Source organism: Metamycoplasma equirhinis (genome assembly GCF_006385185.1).
Taxonomy (GTDB): Bacteria; Bacillota_I; Bacilli_A; order Mycoplasmatales; family Metamycoplasmataceae; genus Metamycoplasma; species Metamycoplasma equirhinis.
The window spans coordinates 38758-57673 of sequence record NZ_VFIX01000003.1; the positions used below are offsets into that span (position 1 = coordinate 38758).

Sequence of the window (18916 nt, forward strand, 5' to 3'; positions counted from 1 at the left end):
CTAGCGGGCTTTTTTAATTGATTGTTCAATTTTATGTCTTAAATAAAATAGTTGATATTCATTCAAAATATTTTCTGCATTATCAGAAAGATTGATTTGCGACACTGAAAGTCTGTTTAAAGTTGGCATTTTTAAATCAAATTCAGTACACAAAGTCGCAATATATTTATCTCGCATTGCATTTTGTTTATATTCGCTTAATTTTTTAGCAATGGTTGGTTTAATTAATTCTAGATTTTCATATATATTTTCTAATGTGTAATATTCGCTTAGTAGGTTTGTCGCATATTTTGGCCCAATTCCTGGAACACCCTTAAAATTATCGCTATTATCCCCAACAAGAGCTTTATAGTCAATAACTTGATCAGGATTGAAATCATAGTATTCATTAAAATTAAAATCAGTTATTAATTTCATTTCACCATTAATTTTTTTAATGATTGCTGTTCGCTTATCAATTAATTGATTTAAATCTTGGTCAGCTGAAAAAATTAAAACATTTACATTAGTATAATTAATTTTTGCTTTAGCAACAATATCATCAGCTTCATATCCATCACAATATTGATTTTGAATGTTTAGCGCCGAAAGTAATTTTTGAATTAAATCAAGTTGTAGATAAAATTCACGTGGCGCTTTTTGTCTGCCAGCTTTGTATCCATCGAAAATTTCATGCCTAAAGGTTTTAATATGTGAGTCAAATGCAACGTATATGTAATTTGGTTTGTAATCTTTTAGTAACAAAAGCAAAGTATTAAAAAACGCTACTATTGCATTAGTTTCAAATCCATCATTTGCTTGCAAAATTTTTTCACTTTTATATGCTGTTGCATAATATGAACGATATGCAAGGTATGTTCCATCTATAACAAGTAAAATTTCTCTTTCATTCATTATTTTCTCTTTCATTCTTTAATAGTTAAATTATCTCCAGTTTTTTTAATAACCTTTACTTCAACCGGTTTATCTTTAAGTTCTTTTCACTCATTAAATATAGTTTCATTTGCGTTTCAAATATAACCGAAGACATTTTGTGAACTATCTTGTAATTTTAACAATATATATTGCTTACCTGTTTTAGCAGTTGCATATTTTATACTTGTGCATAATACGGTTAAAACATATTCATTGCCAATATGCAAATCTGCTAAACGGTTCCCTTGCGTCTCAAAATTATATTTCCTTATTAAATTGTAATTTTGGCCTAACAAGTTTTCTTCGTTTTCTTGTTCCAATTTTTGATTCTGCTCAATAATTTTATTTGGTTTATATTTATTTATAGTATCTATTAATTCCGACGCAGGCTTATTTTTATTATATTTTACGAAGAGTAATGTGTCATCATTATCATGCTCAATTTCGTTTAAAAGTGTAGCTTGATTATATCCAAAATTACGCATCGCACTTGCTTCAATTAAAGTTTTAATTGCGGCCATTCCCACTGATTTTACATTATTCAAACATAGTAACATATGTAAAAAATTAATATATCCATTATTTGCATTACGATTTGCGACAATGCTTCTTACAATTTCGGGACCAACGCCTTTTACCATGTTTAAGGGTAAAATAATAGCATTATCTTTTATTATGGCGTTTTCCTCAGATATCATAATATCTGGCGAAATAACTTTAATACTCATCTTTTTGGCTTCATTAACATATTTTGATATAGTGTCATGCGCACCATGTGCTGAAGAAATACAAGCAGCATAAAATTCAAGTGGATAATGTCCTTTTAAATAAGCCATTTGATACGTCAAAATTGCATATGAAACAGCGTGAGATTTATTAAAACCATAGTCAGCAAATTTTTCAATACTATCAAAAATTTTGGATGCTATTTCTAATTCATAACCGTTAGCGACCGATTTTTTAATGAATAACGATTTACTATTTTCCATTTCATTAATTTTCTTTTTAGAAATGATCCTTCGAAACATGTCAGCTTCTGTAAATGTCATATTTGCGACAACTTGTGCAATTTGCATAATTTGTTCCTGATAAATGATTATTCCGTATGTATCTTTAACAATTTTGTCATATTCTACACTAATTTTAGGGATTTCTTCATAGCCTGCTTTACGTTTAGCGTAACTCGGAATATTTATCATCGGACCTGGTCTATTTAGCGAAATGATAGCAACAATATCGTTAAAATTGCTTACACCAATTTTAGCTAATGCTCGCATCATTATTGGACTTTCAACCTGAAAAATGCCAATTGTGTTTGCTTGCGATAAAATTTCAAAAGTTTTTTTATCATTTAATGAGATGTTATTTAAATCAATATTAATGTTTTTTGTTTTTTTGATTAGATTTAGAATTTCTTTAATGGTTGATAAAGTTTTTAAACCCAAAATATCCATCTTTATTAAACCAAAGTCCTCTAAGTATTCCATACTTATTTGTGTTTGATGCATTCCATTTTCAATTTTCAAAATCGGAGCAAATTCAATGATTGGCTTTTCACTTAGAACTAATCCTGCCGCGTGCGTTCCGGTTTGTCTATAATATCCCGAAATTCTTTGTGTAATGTTTAAAATATTCTTAATAACTTCAATATCAGCGCTAACTTTTGACAATTCAAACGCAAATTTCTTATTTGATTTAAATTCTTCTAAAATATCACTATCAGTGCTTGAGATTAATTTGGAAATGTTATCAATATCTTTAGGTTTAATTTCGTATACTCTTAATACATCACGTAGAGCGGATTTTTTTCCAAGCGAAGCAAAAGTTACAATATTAGCTGAATTTTCATTACCATATTTATTATTCAAATACTGTATAACTTCGTTACGCCTATCATCTTGTACATCAATATCAATATCTGGCATTGATATTCTTTCAGGATTTAAAAATCTCTCAAAAATTAATCCATATTCCATAGGATTCACATTAGTAATGCCAATTAAAAAGCTAATTAATGATCCACACGCGCTACCTCTGCCTGGGCCAATTGCTATATCGTTATCTTTTGCTCATTTCACTCAATCAGCGATTATTAAAAAATAATCTTCAAAGTTTAATTTTTTAATAATCGAAAATTCATGATTTAGCCTTTTAATGTATAAATCAGATCTTTTTTCTGGCGCAATCTTTTTTAAAAAATTTTCGGATATTAATTTTCTAAGATATTTAGATGAATCAATATTTGCCACATTTTGAAATTTAGGCAATGCAAATCCAAATTCGGGAAAATCAAAATATAATGATTTAGCAAATTCATTAGTTTGAATGATCAATTTATCATTATTTGAAATTGAAGGTAAATATTCATCGTATATTTCGCGAAATTCATTATCTTTATTCATTGAATTTAAAACGTTAATGATTTTATTATCGTCAAAATTCAAAATTGCATTATGGTTAATTAATAAGCATCTTTCAAAATGAGATTTTAGTAATTCATTGTTTTCGATATCAGTTGGCAAGATCCCGAAATAATAATTATTTTTGTTAATAAATTTATGTGTTTTTTTATAGTATCCAAATAGAGGGTGATCAATTCAAATTAGATTTCCAAACGTGTTTATATCTTCGATTAAGATAAATTTTTCGGATAGTAGTTTGCATGAAAGTCGCTTTAGCAGCGAAAAATCTTGATGATTTCTAGCAAAAACTATAAAACGATATAAATTATCATCAATTTTAACATTAGCATCAAGTCCAAAAATTGGTCTTAAATTTTTTTGTTTTGATATTTTTAGAATTTCGCCCATACTAAAAAAATTGCTGTGCTCAGTTACAGCAAAGTATTTTTGTTCATTTTTAATTAAAATATCTATAAATTCCGATACTTGAATGCAACTTTCTAGAAAAGAATACGTAGTATTTAGATGTAAATTAATTAACTTCATATTGTAATTATAATGGTTTTGAATGTCAAAAATAATTAAACAAAAAAATTAGCGAAAAAAAGTGATTTTTTTCATTTTTATGCTAACTATATAATTAAAAAATACTAACAATAAATGACATAAATTAACGACTAAAATTGTTAATAATTATGTTTTATTTTTAAATTACTCTTATTTTATGAATAATACAAAAAATGTCTATGTTTATAAGCGACTAAAGTAATTAACAAACGTTAGAAAAGTAAAATAAAAAGTATTTTTATATATCTTTTGCCATATAGAATAATAGTACTTAAAAACGCAAAAGGAGGGAATATGAATAACGGATTTTATATTGAAAATTCAACTAGCATAAATTCAAATGACCTTCAGAACTTGCGTTTATTTTACGGCCCTATAATTGGTAATAATGCTATTTTATTATATGAACACTTACTTGATTTACATAATTTATATGCTAAAAACCAGCGTCATGATTTTTGTGAAACTTTTGAATTTTTGCTCTTAGATGAAAATTTGTTAGCTTCATGCAAAGAAAAATTAGAAGGTGTAGGTTTGCTAAAAACATATCAAATTAGTGACGGTAGTTTGCTATTGGAGTTATTAAAACCTTTAAGTGCAAATCAATTTATTAAAAACGAGTTTTTATCTTGTTTAAGTAAAAACAAAATAGGGGAGAAGAAATTTTTAGAAATTATGGCAAAAAAGGCTGAGATTTGTTTTGATAAAACAAAAATGAAGGAAGTATCAAAAAAATCGTTTGATGTTTTCGATATTAAAGCAATTGATTTTAAAGATAAACCAAAATGCAATATTTCTTTTACAATTCATGACTTTGAATTGTTAAAAGATATTGTTACACCAGAAGAGTTTATCGTTGCTTTCACCGAACTGGAATTAAGTCCTACGCAAATTTTGATGATCAATCGTTTAAAACAGTTGAAATTTGATAGCGCATCAATTAATTCATTTATATATTATTCAATAAGAATTAATAATGCAATTGTTTGTAAATATATCGAAACAATTGCTAATGATTATGCTAAAAGAAACTTATTTAACGCCCAAAAAATTGATTTGGAATTAAAAACATCTTATATGTCAAAAACTAATCACCATAAATTTCAAGATCTAAATGAGGCAAGAAAATATTCTGAATCTGATATTCTTGAAATTTCAAATGAAGAAGAATGAGAAAATTAATTTATATTAATATTTTATAAGGAGGAATTTTGTTAGATAAAGACATTTTTAGTGGCTTTTTATCGGATACTTTAAAAGACTTTGATCCCGAAAAAGAAAAAGTCAAAATTTTATCTCATCCTCTAGTTATTCAATTATTAAGCAAATTGAAGTTAAACGAAATGCAAATTAATAAAAATATGAATTTGCTACAAAAATACTATGATTATGTTGAAGATAAAAACGAAGAACCACGTTGAAAAATATATTTAGACCAATATGGAAATCTAGTGCTTGATTTTACTAACGGAAAAAGTTTTGTTAAGCAAAAAATGCTAAATAATTTTTTATTGACAAGTATTACTCCTTTAGATGCCGATCTGGAGGCGTATTTTAGAATTCCCGATAAAAGCAAGCCTAAAAAAATCATGCAAGATGCCAATAACGCACTGCGTCATTTTAGTCCACTTATTTATGCAGATATTAAAAAAATTACTGATACCGAAAATAAAAACTATAGTAAAGGGCTATTTTTAGTAGATAGTAACTTTAAAAGCGCAAAAGCAATTTTTCAATATTTAGCTGTCATTTTTGCTACTAACAAAAATAAAACAGTTGCATTACTAGACGAAAGCTCACTTTTTAATCATTACTATCAGTTACTTTCAAATCCTGAAGGTCAAAATAATTTATCAAATTTATTAGTTCAAGTTGACTATTTATTCATTGATCGTTTTAGCGTATTTAGTAAACCTGAATGATATATCAATTTATTGATTGATATTTTAATGAAAAGAGAAGATGAACGCAGACATACTTTTATCAGTTCATTAATAGATATCACAAACGATTCAATCAATATTATTTTCCATCACAAAAACGCTAATACTATCGGAATAAAAAGAATAGAAAATTTGTTTAAGAATTTAATTAATCGTTTGACAATTAAACACATTGCAAATAAATAGAGAAATATTGAATTTATTGATTTTTTCTTTGATTTTCGCTTTAAAAATATTAAAATTCATTGAAATTAAGTAATTTTTTTAATGATTTTATCAATGCGATTTTAATTAGTATTATAATAAATGTATATTTCCAAGAAAATATAGTATAAAGCGTACCCTCTACGCTTTTTCTTTCTTTATTTTTACTCAATTTTATTGCTTAATTTATATTGAAAACATTGAGTTATTTCAATTGCGTTTTTTAATTCTTTTTATTAACAAAAATTCTTTTTATATTATAATAATAATTGCAATTATGGCCATGTGCCACCATAGCCAAACGGCCAAGGCATAGGTCTGCAACACCTTGATTACCGGTTCGAATCCGGTTGGTGGCTCCAAATGCGCCCGTAGCTCAATTGGACAGAGTGTTTGGTTACGGCCCAAAAGGTTGCGGGTTCGACTCCTGCCGGGCGCGCCATTTCAGGAAACTGACTTATAGATGCTCATAGAAGCGTCTATTTTTCTTTATTTTTAGCAATTAAGTCATTAAAGTGCTAAAATAGTGCTAAGGTAAAATATGGAAAATTCAAAACCAAAAAAATTAAATACTAAATTAGAACATTATTTAAAACTAATAGTGGATCAATATATCGAAACCGGCGAACCAGTGGGATCAAAGTATTTAGTTGAAAAGTGCAAATTAAATTGTTCGTCTGCAACAATCAGAAATATTATGGCAGAGCTTGAAAAAATGAATTTTTTGGAAAAACCACATATTTCAGGTGGGCGCATTCCTTCAACTAAAGGCTTATCGTATTATGCCAAATATCTAATTTATAATCCGATGCATTATTTCAATAGCAAATTAGAAGATTTATTAGCAAAAAGAAGAATCAATATTGATGCAACGTTAGATGAGGCTGCTAATATCGTAAGTCAAATGGCGGGATTTGCTGTTGTGGCAACAACTAATAATTTTTCAGAAACACTAAAAAGCATACAATTAACGCCATTAAATAAATCGTCGGCAGTTGTTGTACTAGTAACGAGTAGTGGAAATGTGCAAAACAAAATTTTTAACTTTGAAAAAGGTGTTGAGTTAAATGATTTGCGTGTCGCAGTACGTTTATTTAAGGAAAGGCTTATTGATACTCCATTAATTGAATTAGCTAATAAAGTTGTCGCACTTGAACCTATTTTTAGTGAACAAGTTAAAAATTATGAAGTTATAATGCAAAATTTTATTAAGAATATTTTTTGCTTTAAGGAAAAAATTGAAAATAAGGCTTTTAACACTAATGCAATAATTCTTTCAGAAAGTATTTCTCGTGAAGAAATCGCTAAATTATTTGACTTGATAGAACATCATTCAGTTTGAGAAGCTTTAGAAAATAATTTAGATGACGAAAAAAATATTAAGCTTGATGTTTCAAGACCTAATTTAAACATAATTTCTAAAAAGATTGATTTTGTTAATAGCAAGAATATTAAAGAAATAAGTATTGTTGGTCCCAAAAATTTAGATTTTAAAGAATCATTTGAGGCACTGGAAATTTTAGAAAAAATGATTAAATCTGATGTTGAGAAAGGAAATCAAAATGAATAACGAAATTAAAAAATTTGATTATGTAGAATTTGCGATTTTAGATAAAAGTAAAAAACAAAGTAAAGAATTGCAAACTCATAGTGGTTTTATTGGTATAACAAATTTTTCCAATGAAGCTTTTTTAGCACTAACAAAAGGAAAAATTGACAACAATCGCGAAATTTTCTATAAAGGCGAAAATGCTAAGATTCACTTAAAATTAATTAAACATAACAAAACGCCAGTTAGATATCATGAAATAATGCAAAAAAATTTAGATTTGCAAAATAAATTATTTGAAGCACAAACTAATATGTTTGAGTTAATTAGTAAATTAGAATCACAAGAAAAAACAAGTTTGCAAAAAGAAAACGAATTCAAATCTCAAGTATTTGAATTACAAAAAAAAGCTCAAGAGCAAATCAATGAACATAAACAAAAAAATGACGAGCACATACAAACTCAAATTAGCGAAATTAAAAAATTTGCATTGCAATCTTTTTTAGAAGATATATTGCTGCCATTAAATAATTTTGATTTAGCAATTCAAGCTGCACAAAAAATTGATAATCAAATAGTGCAAAATTTCACAAAAGGTTTTGAGATGCTATATTCACAAGTTGAATCAATTTTACAGTCTTTTGGCGTAACTAAAATCATTCCAAAAATCGGCGATAAATTTGATGCTAATATTCATCAAATTTATGAGATGATTGCTTCTGATTACGAAAAAGAAACAATCTTAGAAGTAAAAAATATTGGGTATAAATTACACGAACGTACAATAAAACCCGCATTAGTAGTAATAAGCAAATAAATTTCGCTTTTTATTCCCAAATTCGTCTGTTAACGCATAAAAACATATATTATTATGTAAAAAAATTAGCTAACAACTTATAAAAAAAGCATTATTACATAATGCGAAAGGAAAAAACATGAAAATACCATTTATAGCAATAAAAAACCAAATTATTATTCCTTATAGTAAGAATTTGGAAACCATTAAAATTGGAAAACAAAATTCGATAAATTCTTTAAATTTAGCAATCGATAAATATGACTCAACATTTTTGGCAACATTTTTAAAGCCAAGCAATAAAACAATTACAAATCCTTCACTTAAAGATTTAGAGGAATTTGGTGTTTTAGTTTATATTCACACATTAGATAATAAAAATGGTGTTTACACAATTGAAGTTAAAGCTGCAAACCGTTGCAAGATTTTAGATATAAAAACTTCAAAACGTGGTGATGAAGAGATAAAACTTGTTGAGTGTCAAGAAGAAACTTTGGAAAATAAAGGCGCATTAGAGTTTGAAAAGAAAAGATTAGTAATTGGTGATAAATTAAAAGAATTGAGTAATGTGCCGAACTATGGTATTGATGGGCCTGGCGATGATGTTGTATTCAGAAACATTCATAAAAACTTATTGGAAAACAAGAATCTAGATTCGACTGACAAATATTCAAGGGAATCCTGAGAATTAATAAGTTCGCTTCGCAAATTATTTACTAAAGATGAAATTTTAAATTTACTTAATTACAGTGATTTATCGACAAGATATGATGAAATCATTAAAAAACTAACTAATAAAGCTAAATTCGTTGAATTTGATAAAGAAATTTCAAATAACTTGCATGAAGATATGGAAGAACAACAAAGAGATTTCTATCTACGCGAAAAATTACGCCAAATTCGCAAAATGCTAAAAGAAGATGATGGTGGTAAATCAGCTGATGATATTGAAAAAAATGAAGATTTAAAAAGACAATACCCCGACTATGTTCTTCAAGCCCTAAGAGCTGAACAAACACGTATGTCTTCTATGATGCAATCAAGCCCTGAAGCCAACATTTCTAAAACATATATAGAATTAATTTTGGCTTTGCCTTGAAGAAAAGTAAGCAAAGAATTAATTGATATTAATTCGGTTAGAGAAATATTGGATAAAAATCATTATGGACTTGAAAAAGCAAAAGAAAGAATTTTAGAGTTTATTTCTGTTTTAACTCATACTAAATCTAAAAATGAAAGTTCAGAATATGTTTCTATTAAAGGCGAGGAAAATAAATTCATTGATTCAAATTTATTTGTTACTAAAGCAGGTTCAACGTCAAATAAACCAGTTAATAATATTCCTATTTTAACATTAATAGGTCCCCCAGGAACAGGTAAAACAACACTAGCTAAATCAATAGCAGAATCACTAAACCGAAAATTCATTAAAGTTTCACTAGGCGGTGTAAAAGACGAAAGTGAAATCAGAGGTCATAGAAGAACATATGTTGGTGCAATGCCAGGAAAGATAATTTCAGCAATTAAAAAAGCAGGTGTATCAAACCCTGTTATCTTATTAGATGAAATTGATAAGATGTCTTCTGATTTTCGCGGTGATCCTACAAGTGCTATGCTTGAAGTTTTAGATCCAGAACAAAACGCAAACTTTCAAGATCATTACTTAGACTTAGAATACGATTTATCGAAAGTATTATTCATTGCTACTGCTAACTATTATGATTCAATTCCTGCAGCATTAATTGACCGTGTGGAATTACTTGAACTTTCAACTTATACAACAAAAGAAAAAGTTGAAATTGCAAAATCACATTTAATGCCTAAAATTTACTCTCAAAATGCTTTAACAGAAAAACAAATTCAAATTTCTGATGAAGTTTTAAAATTTATAGTACGTTTCTATACAAGAGAAAGCGGAGTTAGAGAGTTAAAACGTATTTTAGATAGTATTGCTAGAAAAATAGTTGTTAGAATACTTGATAAGAAGATTAAAGATAGTTTTGTTGTTACTAAAGATGTTGTTATTGAATTTTTAGGTCCAGTTAAATTTGAAGATGATGAAAATGAAAATAAGGCTCAAGTAGGAGTTGTTAATGGACTTGCATATACAAGTTTTGGTGGATCAACTTTGGCTATTGAAGTAACAACCTTCCCTGGAAAAGAAGGATTGAGACTAACAGGGCAATTAAAAGATGTAATGAAAGAATCAGCTCAAATAGCTTTGGCTTATGTAAGATCGAATGCTAAAAAATTTGGAATTGATTTTGATTTTGATAATAATTCGATTCATATTCACGTTCCAGCCGGAGCAATACCAAAAGATGGTCCTAGTGCCGGAGTAACATTTACTACTTCAATTATTAGTGCATTAAGTAAACGCCCTGTTCCTGCTAATATAGGTATGACAGGCGAAATAACATTACGTGGTAAAGTATTACCAATAGGTGGATTAAAAGAAAAATCACTAGCTGCTACTCAATTCGGAATTAAAAAAATATTTATTCCACATGATAATTTTAAAAACTTAAATGATGTTCCACAAGAAGTAAAAAAGGAAGTTACATTTATACCAGTTAAATATTACGATGAAATTTATGACGAAATCTTTAATTAATATAACATCAAATTTTAAAGATTGATAGTCAATGCAAAATCACAAGATGAATCCAAATCTTGTGATTTTTTATTTAAAATAATTAATTGTAAAAACTGCTTCGCCTTATAAAACATACGCGAAAAGCAGTTTTTAATTATCTAGACATTGGCGATTTTGAAAAATAAATGCCAAATTTTCAACTTATTAGGTCATTCTTCTCGCTTACAAAATTAGTTATCAATTTTAAATATTTACTTTGTTCGATGTTATTTGAATTTTCACTCAAATTCGTAGTAACAATCTCACTAAGTTTAATATATTTATTGATTTTAGTGTTAGCATTTTTTCTTTTTTATTTTAATTTAGCTAAATATTTTAATGTTCTTATATATTGATTTACAAATGAAGATTCATTATCATATCACGCATATATTTTGTAAAGTTTTTTGCCATCAACTTCCAAAACTTGTGTTAGTTGAGCATCAAAAATTGAACCAGCCGTTGAACCAATAATATCGCTAGAAACGATTGGATCTTCGGTATAAATCAAAGAATCTGATGTAGCGGATTTCATTGCTTTGTTTATTTCTTCAACTGTTGTATCTTTTTTAAGCTCCAAAGTTACGTCGATTATTGAACCAGTAATTGTTGGTACACGTAAAGCTATTCCATTCATCTTACCTTTTAGTGCTGGAATAACCTTGCCAATAGATTTAGCTGCTCCAGTTGTAGTAGGAATCATATTTGAGGCAGCCGCTCTAGCTCTTCTTAAATCGCTATGCGGTGCATCTTGCAATCTTTGGTCTGCTGTATATGAGTGAATTGTTGTCATATATCCTTTAACAACACCAAAATTATTTTCTAAAACATTTAAAACAGGAGCTAAACAATTAGTTGTACATGAAGCACCCGAAACAATTGTGTCATCTTTCGTTAAAGTTCCCTCATTAACCGAATATACAATTGTTTTTACATCTGCACTTTTAGATGGCGCGGTGATTAAAACTTTTTTAGCGCCAGCATCAATATGTAGTTGCGCTGCTTCAATTGTTAAAAATCTTCCGGTTCCTTCAACAACAACATCAACTCCTAATTTTTTCCATGGCAATTGTGCAGGATCTTTTTCACTAAAAATAGGAAATTCTTTGCCATCAATAATTATAGAATTTTCAGTATTTTTAATCTCATGAGCAAACACGCCATGTGCAGTATCATATTTTAATAAATGAGCTAAAGTTTTAGCGTCAGTTAAATCGTTTATTCCGACAACTTCAATTTCTGGGTCATTAAAAACGGCCCTAAAAACTAAACGGCCAATTCTTCCGAAACCGTTAATTGCTATTCTTGTTTTCATATTATTCCTCCGAAAAAATATTTTTATACCATAAAATTATACTATATTATGCGTTTTAATAAACGCTAATGAACCTACAAAACCACTTAAATTAACATAATCTTTTACCTTATTTTAAAGGCTTTTAAAACTTTAATTATTTGCATATGATTTTTTTAAAAACGCCTATTCTTTATCTTACAATTAAAGTGTGGATCTCATAATTGAATCCATAAAAAACATAAGGAGTGCTACTAATATAAAAATATGACTCAAATGAAAGATAAATTTAAAAACGTAATTGTAAAAGTACCAGCTGCCTCAATGGTCGATGGAATTACATCGGCACCTGAATTAGGAAAACCAATTTACGATTTAGCATTAGTGCAACATCAAAAATATATTGAAGCTTTAAAGAGCTGCGGAGTCAATGTTACTGTTTGCCCTAAAAACGAACAATTCCCAGACTCGTGCTTTGTCGAAGACACGGCTGTTATTGTAACCGGAGAAATTGCTATCCTATCAAACCCTGGTGCAGCATCACGTAATGGCGAAAAACATGAAATGTTGCCATATCTAGAAAAATTCTTTGATAAAAATCACTTATTTAAAATCGAATCACCAGGAACGCTTGACGGTGGCGATGTTATGATGGTTGGTGATACATACTATGTAGGTATGTCAGATAGAACAAACCGTGAAGGAATTCGTCAATTTCACAACATTCTATCAAAAGTTGGTAAAAAATGTATCCCTGTGCCAATGACAGAAATGTTACACTTAAAAACTGGAGTTAATTATCTAGAACACAACAATTTATTAATTTCTGGTGAATTTTTACACTATCCAACATTTAAAGATTTTAATCAAATTATTGTTGATAAAAGCGAAGGATATGCAGCTAACTGTATTTGGGTAAATGAAACAGTTATTGTGCCAGAAGGATACCCTAACGTTTTAAAAGCAGTTAAGGATTTAGGAATATATAGAGTTATTACCTGCGATACTTCAGAATATAAAAAACTAGATGGCGGATTAAGCTGTTTATCATTAAGATTTTAATTAATTCATATAAATAATACAACAGAGCTTTTGTTAAACACGCGCTGTTGTATTTTAAAGTAAATTCTATACAATAATAATAAAAATGTTAATTTATAGACATGTTATAATGTAAATGCAAATAAATTTTTAGAAGATAACTTAGGATAATATGTTTGTTATTATATTTACGCAGTTAAGCACTCTAATACTATTTTTATTGACTTTTATTTTATCAATCAAAAAAATTAGATATAACTATTTTATTAATGATACCCTTGAGTTTTTGTTAGAAAACAAAAAGCATATGAATATCAGTTTGCAAGGATATTTTACACGCTCCAAAATTATTATTATTTTTGATATTATATCATTAGTTTTAGCACTTTCAAATATGATATTTATAATAATAAAAGGACCAGAAAATCAAAATATAAAAATTGTATTGCTTTTATATTTAACTTTTTTTACTATTATTATTCTTCTTGAACTAATATACTTAGTATCTTGATATTTTAAAATAACTAAACAATATAAAAGATACAATTTAGAATGTAAAAACAATAATTGTTGAGAAGAATACTATTTATCTATTGATAAATTAAATCTAATCAATCAAAAATATGAAGTTATTTTTTCTTATTTTACTAGTAACGAAGCTAGAATTTGCAAACGCTGAGACACACGCTATGTTTGATTCAGCAATTTTCCTACCTATCAAAAAATGCAAAAAATTTTTTTGAAAATTAAAACTAATCAAGAAAAAATTAATTATATTAATAATTTAATGTTTTCAAAACCATTAGTTTTTGAATTAAATAAAACTGTATTAGATAGAGAACAACTAAGCTTACTATACTATAAATTACTTGAATGTGTTAAAAAAGGAGAAGATGGATATGAAGGTTAGTGTTTTAATAGTTATTACAATTTTCGGTAGTTTAATTTCTAATTTAATTTCAATTATTTTTTACTATAAAATTTTTAAGCAAAAAATGCTTAGTTCGTTATTGGCAATTAAATTAATTGAAAAGGAATCACTGAAAATAGATAAATCATTCATCAAAAAAGTATTTTACAAAAATGCTTGTTACTTATTAATTTTGTTTATTCCTAGCATGATTATTTCAATCACACTTGCATTACTTTGAATTTTTTTAGAAATAAACGAGATGCCTTATTTTTTGAGAAGAATAATTGGGTTATTGAATTTTATTTTTTGTTCTCCGTTTCTTATTTTATTTCTCAAAAATATAAACTTATTAAAATATCACGATACTTCATATCGTTTATCTAGGCTAGATTCTTGTAATCAAATTTTCTTTTTCGAAAACAAAATAATAAATGAAGAAAAATATAAAAATTTTTTGATTGCAATAGAAAAAGAAATTTATTTAAAATTTTTAGACTGAAACGGTAAATCTGTTAAGAGTTTAAATTTAGAAAAAATTAAAAATTTTTGCTACAAGAAAAAGAAATTCAATGCTTTTTCTTTGGATTATCTTTTGTTTGTTGACCCCCAAGTACTTAAAAATTAATGATTTAGAAACAGATTTAGAAAATTTATCTTATTTAAGATATTATTTGCGTGAGTTATTATTTTATTTATAAGAAAACACTCATGTTAAATAATTTATTGGTTTGCTTGCAAGACTTTTAATTCATATTTAGGTATGAATTTTTATTTAAACTTTTTAATTAAACTAGTTCCGCCCATTTCTTTAGGTTTAGCGATATTCAAATAATCTAATATACTAGGTGCAACATCGCAAAGCGAACCACTTTTTAATTCTATTGATTTATCTGTAGTAATAAACATAACAGGGCTTGTTGTGTGCTTTGTGGCGGGTTGATTATTTTGGTCTTCAGTTATTTCCGCATTTCCATGATCTGCGGTAATAAATCATGTCACTTGGTCTTTATTTTCATTAACGTAATTTAAAATTCTTTCAAATTGTTCATCCAAAAATTCTATTGCCTTAATTGTAGCCTTTAAATTTCCGGTGTGCCCCACCATATCTGGATTAGCATAGTTCATAATTATGAAATCATAATTTTCAATATTATTTAATAATTCGTCAGTAATTTCTTTAGCCGACATTTGAGGGCAATCTGCAAAAGATTGTGCTTTAATACTATTTACTAAAATTCGATTTTCGTTAGGATATAAAATGTCTTTACCACCATCCATAAAAAATGTTACATGAGCATATTTTTGCGTTTCAGCAAGACGCAATTGTTTTAAGTTATTATTGGCTATAACTTCGCCCAAGGGGCTAGGTACTTTCATTTCTTCAAACGCAACTAACGAGTTAATGCCTTCATATTTCATTAGCGAAGCAAACAAATTAATTCTAATTTCATGAATCGGCTTGTAATTATATAAATTACTTTTGACAAGCAAATGGCTTAATTGTCTAGCGCGATCAGGGCGAAAATTAAAGAAAATAACGTTATCATCTTCTTTTAAAAATATTCCATTTTTAGCTTGTGCAGGAACAAAAAATTCATCATAAATCTGTTTTTGATATTGTTCGTTTATGTATTCGTCAATATTTTTAAATTGATTATCTGATTCGCCTAAAATTGCTCGCAATGCTAATTCATTACGTTCAAATATTTGATCACGATCCATAGCATAAAAGCGTCCCGAAATACTAGAAATAGGATAGCCAAATTTTGCTGACAATTTTTTTAATTCACATAACGAATTTTTAATTGATTGAGGTTTAACATCTCTACCATCGCCAAAAACATGAATTGAGACTTTTTTTAATTGTTTTTTATGTGCTAATTTCATAATTTCAAATAAATGATTATCCAATGAATGCACACCGCCATCGCTTAATAAACCCATTAAATGTAGAGTTTTATTACTTTTAATTGTTTCATCAATAATTTTATTTAACACTGTATTATCTTTAAATTTGTTTTCTTTAATAGCTTGATTTATTAAAGAAAGACCGGTATAAACAATTCTTCCTGCTCCGATATTTAAATGTCCAACTTCAGAATTCCCAATTTGTCCGCTTGGCAAACCAACAAATTCGCCTGAGGCTTGCAAAACTGAATTAGGACACATAGCAAATAAATAATCAAAAATAGGGTGAAATGCTTGTGCGTAGGCATTGCCTTGCTTTTCTTTTCTTAGTCCTAGCCCATCAATTATTGTTAAAATTACTTTTTTATTTTTTAAAGACATAAATTTCCTTACTATTAAAATTATAATCTTTGTAATTTAATTACATCGTTTTATTGCTATAACTATTTTGTTTTAAAAAACTATTGTAATCAAAAAAGTATAATTATATTAACAGAAAAATAACGAAAGGCAGATATGATAATAACTGATCCAAATATATATGGAGAGGCAAAAAAGGAAAAATACTTTGAGCAACATTTAAAAAGCATTGACCAATTTTTTGAAAATATTAATACAGAAAAATTGGATTTAATAGAAAGGCATTTATTTGAATTTTTAAAGCATTCGGTTAAAAATTATCCAAATTTTTTTATCTCCACACTATCGGATGCCTATAAAGGAAAAGGCGGAAAAAATATAATCTTTAAAAATAGAAAAACTGGAGAACTATTCGCACTTGATAAACTATTATCGAAACCTCAATACGAATTAAATTTATTGGGACTTTTAAAAATCTTTAATCCCAAATTAAATGAATGATATATTAGAACTTTGCCTAATAAATCTAAATTAGACAATCTTGGGTAAATAAACATGAAGAACATTAATTTAATAAACTTAGATATAAATCTTGCACTAATTATTGCGATATTCATAGTGGCTTGCGTGAATTTTATTTTTTTGTATATCTATACGTTACATTTTGGTTATCTAAAGATTTTAAAAAATATTAATAAATTAAAATTCTATGTTGATGCATCAATGTTTAAGAAACTAAAAACGTTTTATGCTATAGCTGATCTATCAATAATTTTTTCAATAATTGAAATCGTATTATTTATTTGCTCAATTATATATGCTGGTATTTTGTCAATATTGGTTTTAGTGTTTTTAATTTCGCCAGTATTTAGCTTTATTTTATGTTTTAATGTTCGCGGACGCTGAAAAAAATTGATAAAAATAAATTTATTACTCAAGAATCAACATATGAATTCTCTTTTTAGAGATATTAAAGAACTTGAATTTTTAATTAGCGATAAAGAAATTATCGATGAAATAAATAAATGATTTTATAGTGAAGGTAAATCTAATTTTGATTTATATCTAGGATATAGAAGATATAAACCCAATAAAATTTTAAAATTTTATAGTGAAGATAAATTAGATTATCTTTTACTAATACACTTCAATAGCATGAAGCTTTGATCAATAATAACTATATATGATTTGGATATACGACACATTAATTATCTTCGTTATTTAATAGCTATAGAATTTTCAATACATAAAGAAGGTATAAATGACAAATAATGACATATTAGGTTTGCTTGTGTGCACCTATATTAATTTTTTAACAATCATATTTATAATATTGATATTAATTTTTCCACATTATAAACAAAAATATGCTAATGAGACTTTATTCGCAATTAACGAAAGAAAAATAAAGTTTCCCAAAAATGTTATTAAAATTCTAGATGACAGAAAATTAGTTTACATCGGCCTCTCAATTTTAATTTTCGACTTACTAATTTCAATTATTTTTACTACTCTGGCTCTTCAAAATGTCATTATTACTAATAACATAATAGGAAAATATAGTTTTATTACTACTGCTATTTCTGCGATAGGAAATTTGGCTTATGCAATATCATGAGTTTTTTATGATAAAGGTAAAGAAATTTTATCGCTAATTAAAGACAATCAAAATGAGGCTACAATTGATTATATTGTTCATATAAGTAATAAATCATCATATGCGAATAATTTAAATATAATTAATGACTTTAAAAGTAATAAAAATAGATTAATAAAAACAATCATTAAATCCAAAATTATTAAGCAAGAATTCGCTTATCAGGATCTTATTGTCAAATTTTCCAAATTACATGGCAAAAAGCGATTGCTTGAAATTGAATGCTTTTGTCTAGATTCAGCAATTGACCCATTTGAGATAAACAACCTTAAATTAAACAATATTCAAGTTAGTTATCTAAGAGAATTGCTAATTAAAGATTTAAATATCAAAGAAATTCAATAATCGGGTTCTAAAATTAATTTGCATTTTATTCAAAATTTCTAATTGCGTAAAAAAACGCAATTTTTTTGTCTTTTTATTTAAAAATAATAATATAATAATAAAGCATTTGAAACCACCTGCCCAGGTGGCGGAATGGTAGACGCTACGGACTTAAAATCCGTTGGCTGTAATGGCCGTGCTGGTTCAAGTCCAGTTCTGGGCACCAGATGCGCCCTTAGCTCAGAAGGTAGAGCAAATGGCTTTTAACCATTGGGTCAGAGGTTCGAATCCTCTAGGGCGTACCATTTCAAGTAATTGACCTAAAAACACCATTAGGTGTTTTTTATTTAAAAAAGTAAAGTCATTTTTTAAAAATAAAATGCAAAGTAACAATTGTACTTTACATCA

The 18916-nt window shown here is 27.4% G+C and carries 15 protein-coding genes and 4 tRNA genes; 15 read left to right on the plus strand and 4 right to left on the minus strand.

Annotated features, from left to right (window positions below):
• Complete coding sequence (locus FJM08_RS01250) at window positions 1-894, minus strand: 5'-3' exonuclease (RefSeq protein ID WP_211331332.1); 894 nt, start codon at window positions 892-894, stop codon at window positions 1-3.
• On the minus strand, window positions 894-3863 hold the full coding sequence (dnaE, locus tag FJM08_RS01255; protein ID WP_140031403.1) for a DNA polymerase III subunit alpha: 2970 nt from the start codon (window positions 3861-3863) through the stop codon (window positions 894-896). Before dnaE ends, FJM08_RS01250 begins: the two co-directional genes overlap by 1 nt.
• Before the next feature lie 315 nt (window positions 3864-4178).
• Between dnaE and FJM08_RS01260 the strand changes: the two genes are divergently transcribed.
• The 7 genes from FJM08_RS01260 to lon all read left to right on the plus strand — a co-directional run bounded on the left by FJM08_RS01260 (window position 4179) and on the right by lon (window position 10990).
• Window positions 4179-5066: a DnaD domain protein gene (locus tag FJM08_RS01260; RefSeq protein WP_140031404.1), complete on the plus strand. Its 888-nt coding sequence runs from the start codon at window positions 4179-4181 to the stop codon at window positions 5064-5066.
• 29 nt (window positions 5067-5095) lie between these two features.
• Window positions 5096-6013, plus strand: a complete 918-nt coding sequence (locus tag FJM08_RS07550) for a hypothetical protein (RefSeq protein WP_140031405.1) — start codon at window positions 5096-5098, stop codon at window positions 6011-6013.
• Window positions 6014-6318: 305 nt separating this feature from the next.
• Window positions 6319-6393, plus strand: a tRNA-Cys gene (locus tag FJM08_RS01270).
• 3 nt (window positions 6394-6396) lie between these two features.
• A tRNA-Arg gene (locus tag FJM08_RS01275) sits at window positions 6397-6473 on the plus strand.
• A 99-nt stretch (window positions 6474-6572) separates the two neighbouring features.
• Window positions 6573-7601, plus strand: a complete 1029-nt coding sequence (gene hrcA / locus FJM08_RS01280; RefSeq protein WP_140031406.1) for a heat-inducible transcriptional repressor HrcA — start codon at window positions 6573-6575, stop codon at window positions 7599-7601.
• Complete coding sequence (locus tag FJM08_RS01285; RefSeq protein WP_140031407.1) at window positions 7594-8397, plus strand: nucleotide exchange factor GrpE; 804 nt, start codon at window positions 7594-7596, stop codon at window positions 8395-8397. The genes hrcA and FJM08_RS01285 overlap by 8 nt, the downstream gene beginning before the upstream one ends.
• Window positions 8398-8515: 118 nt before the next feature.
• On the plus strand, window positions 8516-10990 hold the full coding sequence (gene lon, locus FJM08_RS07555) for an endopeptidase La (protein WP_140031408.1): 2475 nt from the start codon (window positions 8516-8518) through the stop codon (window positions 10988-10990).
• 334 nt (window positions 10991-11324) lie between these two features.
• Here the strand turns inward: lon and gap are convergent, their stop codons facing one another.
• Window positions 11325-12326 (minus strand): type I glyceraldehyde-3-phosphate dehydrogenase, encoded by a 1002-nt coding sequence (gene gap, locus FJM08_RS01295; RefSeq protein ID WP_140031409.1) that lies wholly within the window; start codon window positions 12324-12326, stop codon window positions 11325-11327.
• Window positions 12327-12581: 255 nt separating this feature from the next.
• Between gap and FJM08_RS01300 the strand changes: the two genes are divergently transcribed.
• The 3 genes from FJM08_RS01300 (at window position 12582) to FJM08_RS07565 (ending at window position 14884) form a co-directional block, all read left to right on the plus strand.
• Window positions 12582-13367, plus strand: coding sequence for a dimethylarginine dimethylaminohydrolase family protein (locus tag FJM08_RS01300; protein WP_241863792.1), 786 nt, complete (start codon window positions 12582-12584; stop codon window positions 13365-13367).
• 151 nt (window positions 13368-13518) lie between these two features.
• Entirely contained in the window at window positions 13519-14256 is a 738-nt protein-coding gene (locus FJM08_RS07560) for a hypothetical protein (RefSeq protein ID WP_140031411.1), read from the plus strand.
• Window positions 14246-14884, plus strand: a complete 639-nt coding sequence (locus tag FJM08_RS07565) for a hypothetical protein (RefSeq protein WP_140031412.1) — start codon at window positions 14246-14248, stop codon at window positions 14882-14884. Before FJM08_RS07560 ends, FJM08_RS07565 begins: the two co-directional genes overlap by 11 nt.
• 143 nt (window positions 14885-15027) lie before the next feature.
• Here the strand turns inward: FJM08_RS07565 and gpmI are convergent, their stop codons facing one another.
• Window positions 15028-16548, minus strand: a complete 1521-nt coding sequence (gene gpmI, locus FJM08_RS01315; protein WP_140031413.1) for a 2,3-bisphosphoglycerate-independent phosphoglycerate mutase — start codon at window positions 16546-16548, stop codon at window positions 15028-15030.
• A gap of 135 nt (window positions 16549-16683) precedes the next feature.
• Between gpmI and FJM08_RS01320 the strand changes: the two genes are divergently transcribed.
• The 5 genes from FJM08_RS01320 to FJM08_RS01340 all read left to right on the plus strand — a co-directional run bounded on the left by FJM08_RS01320 (window position 16684) and on the right by FJM08_RS01340 (window position 18813).
• Complete coding sequence (locus FJM08_RS01320) at window positions 16684-17076, plus strand: hypothetical protein (RefSeq protein ID WP_140031414.1); 393 nt, start codon at window positions 16684-16686, stop codon at window positions 17074-17076.
• Window positions 17077-17082: 6 nt separating this feature from the next.
• Complete coding sequence (locus FJM08_RS07570) at window positions 17083-17799, plus strand: hypothetical protein (protein WP_140031415.1); 717 nt, start codon at window positions 17083-17085, stop codon at window positions 17797-17799.
• Complete coding sequence (locus tag FJM08_RS07575) at window positions 17789-18529, plus strand: hypothetical protein (RefSeq protein ID WP_140031416.1); 741 nt, start codon at window positions 17789-17791, stop codon at window positions 18527-18529. The genes FJM08_RS07570 and FJM08_RS07575 overlap by 11 nt, the downstream gene beginning before the upstream one ends.
• Before the next feature lie 118 nt (window positions 18530-18647).
• A tRNA-Leu gene (locus FJM08_RS01335) sits at window positions 18648-18734 on the plus strand.
• A gap of 3 nt (window positions 18735-18737) precedes the next feature.
• Window positions 18738-18813: transfer RNA gene (locus FJM08_RS01340), tRNA-Lys, on the plus strand.
• Window positions 18814-18916 lie beyond the last annotated feature (103 nt).